The sequence below is a fragment of the Caldovatus aquaticus genome, from assembly GCF_019458025.1.
In the GTDB taxonomy this organism is placed as follows: domain Bacteria; phylum Pseudomonadota; class Alphaproteobacteria; order Acetobacterales; family Acetobacteraceae; genus Caldovatus; species Caldovatus aquaticus.
Window position 1 is genome coordinate 1 of sequence record NZ_JAHZUY010000105.1, and the last position, 5,614, is coordinate 5,614.

General features: G+C 66.4%; 3 tRNA genes and 3 rRNA genes. All 6 read left to right on the forward strand.

Features of this window, described 5'->3' with window-relative positions:
* Positions 1–240 precede the first annotated feature (240 nt).
* The 6 genes from K1J50_RS18410 (at position 241) to K1J50_RS18435 (ending at position 5,470) form a co-directional block, all read left to right on the forward strand.
* Positions 241–1,749: ribosomal RNA gene (locus K1J50_RS18410) — 16S ribosomal RNA — on the forward strand.
* Positions 1,750–1,993: 244 nt separating this feature from the next.
* Positions 1,994–2,067 (forward strand) — tRNA-Ile (locus K1J50_RS18415).
* A gap of 23 nt (positions 2,068–2,090) precedes the next feature.
* A tRNA-Ala gene (locus tag K1J50_RS18420) sits at positions 2,091–2,162 on the forward strand.
* A 197-nt stretch (positions 2,163–2,359) separates the two neighbouring features.
* Positions 2,360–5,118: ribosomal RNA gene (locus tag K1J50_RS18425) — 23S ribosomal RNA — on the forward strand.
* A gap of 115 nt (positions 5,119–5,233) precedes the next feature.
* Positions 5,234–5,348: ribosomal RNA gene (rrf, locus tag K1J50_RS18430) — 5S ribosomal RNA — on the forward strand.
* Together the 16S, 23S and 5S rRNA genes with 3 tRNA genes alongside form the textbook arrangement of a ribosomal RNA operon.
* 45 nt (positions 5,349–5,393) lie before the next feature.
* A tRNA-Met gene (locus K1J50_RS18435) sits at positions 5,394–5,470 on the forward strand.
* Positions 5,471–5,614: the final 144 nt, after the last annotated feature.

The window sequence follows — 5,614 nt, forward strand, 5'->3', positions numbered from 1 at the left end:
CCGTCCCTTTCTGGTGGTGATCTCTGACAGGTGTATCGGTCTTCTGGGTGCTGGGGGTGCGGCCTGGGCTGGGGTCGTGTGGGCGCGGAGGCGTCTGTGCGGGTCTGGTCTGGGGGGTGTGCCCCTGGTGGAGTGGGTGCGCGCTGGGTGGTGCGCGTCGACGGGTGAGCGGGGCGCCTTGCCGTGGGGTGGGGTGTCCGTGGGTGCGTGCTGGGTGCCGGAGGGTGCCTGGTGCGTCCTGAACCTGAGAGTTTGATCCTGGCTCAGAGCGAACGCTGGCGGCATGCCTAACACATGCAAGTCGTGCGGCCGGGCTGGCTTCGGCTGGTCTGGCAGCGGCGGACGGGTGAGGAACGCGTAGGAACCTGTCCTGTGGTGGGGGACAACCCTGGGAAACCGGGGCTAATACCGCATGGGCCCTGCGGGGCAAAGCCTTTTGGGCGCCATGGGAGGGGCCTGCGTCCGATTAGCTTGTCGGTGGGGTAACGGCCTACCGAGGCGGCGATCGGTAGCCGGTCTGAGAGGACGGCCGGCCACACTGGGACTGAGACACGGCCCAGACTCCTGCGGGAGGCAGCAGTGGGGAATATTGGGCAATGGGCGCAAGCCTGACCCAGCAATGCCGCGTGGGTGAAGAAGGTCTTCGGATTGTAAAGCCCTTTCGGCGGGGACGATGATGACGGTACCCGCAGAAGAAGCCCCGGCCAACTTCGTGCCAGCAGCCGCGGTAATACGAAGGGGGCTAGCGTTGCTCGGAATCACTGGGCGTAAAGGGCGCGTAGGCGGTCCTGCTTGTCGGGCGTGAAATCCCAGGGCTCAACCTTGGGGCTGCGCCCGAGACGGCGGGGCTGGAGTGCGGGAGAGGGCCGCGGAATTCCCAGTGTAGAGGTGAAATTCGTAGATATTGGGAAGAACACCGGTGGCGAAGGCGGCGGCCTGGCCCGTGACTGACGCTGAGGCGCGACAGCGTGGGGAGCAAACAGGATTAGATACCCTGGTAGTCCACGCCGTAAACGATGTGCGCTGGGTGTTGGGGTCCCTAGGGCCTCAGTGCCGCAGCCAACGCGGTAAGCGCACCGCCTGGGGAGTACGGCCGCAAGGTTGAAACTCAAAGGAATTGACGGGGGCCCGCACAAGCGGTGGAGCATGTGGTTTAATTCGAAGCAACGCGCAGAACCTTACCAGCCCTTGACATGGGTCCGACCGGTGCAGAGATGCACCTTCCCCGCAAGGGGCGGGCCGCACAGGTGCTGCATGGCTGTCGTCAGCTCGTGTCGTGAGATGTTGGGTTAAGTCCCGCAACGAGCGCAACCCTCGCCCCTAGTTGCCAGCATGTTGGGGTGGGCACTCTAGGGGAACTGCCGGTGACAAGCCGGAGGAAGGTGGGGATGACGTCAAGTCCTCATGGCCCTTATGGGCTGGGCCACACACGTGCTACAATGGCGGTGACAGTGGGATGCCAGGCCGCGAGGCCGAGCCGATCCCGAAAAGCCGTCTCAGTTCGGATTGCGGCCTGCAACTCGGCCGCATGAAGGCGGAATCGCTAGTAATCGCGGATCAGCACGCCGCGGTGAATACGTTCCCGGGCCTTGTACACACCGCCCGTCACACCATGGGAGTTGGTTCCACCCGAAGCCGGGACCGCCAACCCTCGCGAGAGGGAGGCGGCCGACCACGGTGGGGTCAGCGACTGGGGTGAAGTCGTAACAAGGTAGCCGTAGGGGAACCTGCGGCTGGATCACCTCCTTTCAAGGAACGCCTGCCGGGTCCTGCGGCCGCCGCTCGCGGCGGCTGGCCTGGCGGGCGGCCGACAACGTTGCGCGGGGCCCTGCCCCGCCCGGTCCGGGGTTCCGGGCCGGGTGGCGGGCGTCCCGCTCGCCCTTCGACGCGCCGCGCTGGTGCGGCGCTCCCGGCCCGCTTCGGCCGCCGTCCCCGCTGGGGCGGGGGCGGGGTGGTGCCCGTCCCCGGGCCGATCCGCCGTCTGCGGCGGGGCGGGCCAGTAGCTCAGCTGGTCAGAGCACACGCTTGATAAGCGTGGGGTCGGAGGTTCAAGTCCTCCCTGGCCCATATCCCGCCGCGCCGCGGCGGGCGGGGGCGTAGCTCAGCGGGAGAGCGCCTGCTTTGCAAGCAGGGGGTCGCCGGTTCGAATCCGGTCGCCTCCACTTCCTGGCCGGTCTGTGAGGGCTGGCTGGGCCTGGAAGACCGAGTGCGCCGTGTTCTTTGGCATGGTGAAGGAGGAGGATGGGCCGGGCGGCGGTGGCGGCGCGGGAGCGCTGCGGCCGTGCGTCCGGTCGGTGTGAAGGGCGTTGCGGGCCGGGTTTCGGGCTGTCCCCGGGTGGGGCGGCGGCGGAACCGGTCCTGGGCGCGAGAGAAGGGCGTCCGGTGGATGCCTTGGCGCCAGGAGGCGATGAAGGACGTGGCACGCTGCGATAAGGCGCGGGGAGCTGCGAGCGAGCGTTGATCCGCGCATGTCCGAATGGGGCAACCCACCCCTTTGGGGGGTATCCCGGCCTGAATCCATAGGGTCGGGAGGCGAACCCGGGGAACTGAAACATCTCAGTACCCGGAGGAAAAGACATCAACCGAGATTCCCGGAGTAGTGGCGAGCGAAACGGGAGCAGGCCAGTGGTCCATCGGGAAGAAGCCGAACGGCCTGGAACGGCCGGCCAGAGCGGGTGACAGCCCCGTAGGCGTAGTGTCCCGGTGGATCCTCGAGTAGGGCGGGGCACGGGAAACCCTGCCTGAAGACGGGGGGACCACCCTCCAAGCCTAAATACTCCCTGGCGACCGATAGTGCACCAGTACCGTGAGGGAAAGGTGAAAAGCACCCCGACGAGGGGAGTGAAAGAGACCTGAAACCGGACGCCTACGAGCAGTCGGAGCCTCGGTCCCGCGCGAGCGGGGCGGGGTGACGGCGTACCTTTTGTATAATGGGTCCGCGAGTTCGCGTCGGCGGCGAGCCTAAGCCGTGAGGTGCAGGCGCAGCGAAAGCGAGTCCGAACAGGGCGCCCGAGTCGCCGGCGTGAGACCCGAAACCGGGTGATCTAGCCATGGCCAGGCTGAAGGCGGGGTAACACCCGCTGGAGGGCCGAACCCACGCCTGTTGAAAAAGGCGGGGATGAGCTGTGGCTAGGGGTGAAAGGCCAATCAAACCCGGAAATAGCTGGTTCTCCGCGAAATCTATTGAGGTAGAGCGTCGTCCGCTCGCCCCCGGAGGTAGAGCACCGGATGGGCTAGGGGGGCCCAAAGCCCTACCAAACCCAACCGAACTCCGAATGCCGGGGAGCGGAGGGCGGCAGACAGACGGTGGGTGCTAAGGTCCATCGTCGAGAGGGAAACAGCCCAGACCGCCGGCTAAGGCCCCCAAGTGGCGGCTAAGTGGGAAAGCATGTGGGACGGCCAAGACAACCAGGAGGTTGGCTTAGAAGCAGCCATCCTTTAAAGAAAGCGTAATAGCTCACTGGTCTAACAGCTGTCCTGCGGCGAAAATGTAACGGGGCTCAAGCCGCCCGCCGAAGCCGCGGGCGTCTCCGCGAGGAGGCGCGGTAGCGGAGCGTTCCCCTTCCGGCGAAGCCGGACCCGCGAGGGCCGGTGGAGGGTGGGGAAGTGCGAATGCGGACATGAGTAGCGACAAGGAGCGCGAGAACCGCTCCCGCCGGAAGTCCAAGGGTTCCTGCGCAAGGCCAATCCGCGCAGGGTGAGCCGGCCCCTAAGGCGAGGGCGAGCGCCGTAGCCGATGGGAACCAGGTCAACATTCCTGGGCCCGCCGGAGGTGACGGCCGCGAAGCCGTGTCATCCCTTATCGGATTGGGGTGGCTGGTGGAGCGGTCCGGGAAACAGCCCCGGCACATGGACCGTACCCGAAACCGACACAGGTGGACTGGACGAGAATTCCGAGGCGTTCGGGAGAACCATGCCGAAGGAACTAGGCAAATTGCCCGCGTAACTTCGGGAGAAGCGGGACCCGTTCCCGGGCAACCGGGGGCGGGTGGCACAGACCAGGGGGTGGCGACTGTTTAGTAAAAACACAGGACTCTGCGAACTCGAGAGAGGACGTATAGGGTCTGACGCCTGCCCGGTGCCGGAAGGTCAAGGGGAGGGGTGCAAGCTCCGAACCGAAGCCCCGGTAAACGGCGGCCGTAACTATAACGGTCCTAAGGTAGCGAAATTCCTTGTCGGGTAAGTTCCGACCTGCACGAATGGCGTAACGACCTCCCCGCTGTCTCCGGCATGGACCCGGCGAAATTGAACTCCCCGTGAAGATGCGGGGTACCCGCGGTCAGACGGAAAGACCCTATGAACCTTTACTGCAGCTTCGCGGTGGCGCCAGGAAGGCGCTGTGTAGGATAGGTGGGAGCCTGCGAAGCCGGGGCGCCAGCTCCGGTGGAGGCGTCCTTGAAATACCACCCTGCGCCTTCTTGGCGTCTAACCGGGCCCCGTGAGCCGGGGCCGGGACCCCGCGTGGTGGGCAGTTTGACTGGGGCGGTCGCCTCCCAAACGGTAACGGAGGCGCGCGATGGTGGGCTCAGGCCGGTCGGACATCGGCTGTCGAGTGCAACGGCACAAGCCCGCCTGACTGCGAGCGCGACGGCGCGAGCAGGGACGAAAGTCGGCCGTAGTGATCCGGTGGTCCCGCGTGGAAGGGCCATCGCTCAACGGATAAAAGGTACTCTAGGGATAACAGGCTGATCTCCCCCAAGAGTCCCCATCGACGGGGAGGTTTGGCACCTCGATGTCGGCTCATCGCATCCCGGGGCTGGAGCAGGTCCCAAGGGTTCGGCTGTTCGCCGATTAAAGCGGTACGTGAGCTGGGTTTAGAACGTCGTGAGACAGTTCGGTCCCTATCTGCCGTGGGTTCAGGAGGCGTGAGGGGAGCCGTCCCTAGTACGAGAGGACCGGGACGGACGCACCCCTGGTGCACCGGTTGTCGCGCCAGCGGCACCGCCGGGTAGCCAAGTGCGGACGGGATAAGCGCTGAAGGCATCTAAGCGCGAAGCCCCCCCCAAGACCGCGCCTCCCCATCAGGGCCGTGGCAGACCACCACGTCGATAGGCCGCAGGTGCAGGCGCGGCAACGCGCACAGCCGAGCGGTCCTAATCGCCCGAGCGCGCACCCAGGACCGGTTCCGTCGCCGCCACACCAACACCCCGACACCGCAACCCAACCCACACCACCAACACAACACACCCTCCTCCCCACCACACATCCTGGCTGGGCCGGTGCGGCCCGGTGGCCCGGTGGCCTCCGCGGGGAAGCCACACCCGATCCCATCCCGAACTCGGCCGTGAAACGCCCCAGCACCAATGGTACTGCGCCTCAAGGCGCGGGAGAGTAGGCCGCCGCCGGGCCACCCGGCCGCACCAGCCCAGCCAGGAACCCCACCACACCACCACCGCGGGGTGGAGCAGCCCGGTAGCTCGTCAGGCTCATAACCTGAAGGTCGCAGGTTCAAATCCTGCCCCCGCACCCACCGCCAGACACCCCCCGCTGCCAACCAGCACCGGCCGAACCAGACACCCCGCAAGCAACCACAGACACGCCGACAAAGCAGAACGACAACGAAGCGACATCGGCCCCCTCCTCTTCGCGCGCGAGCGCTAGGCCGCAGCCCGCG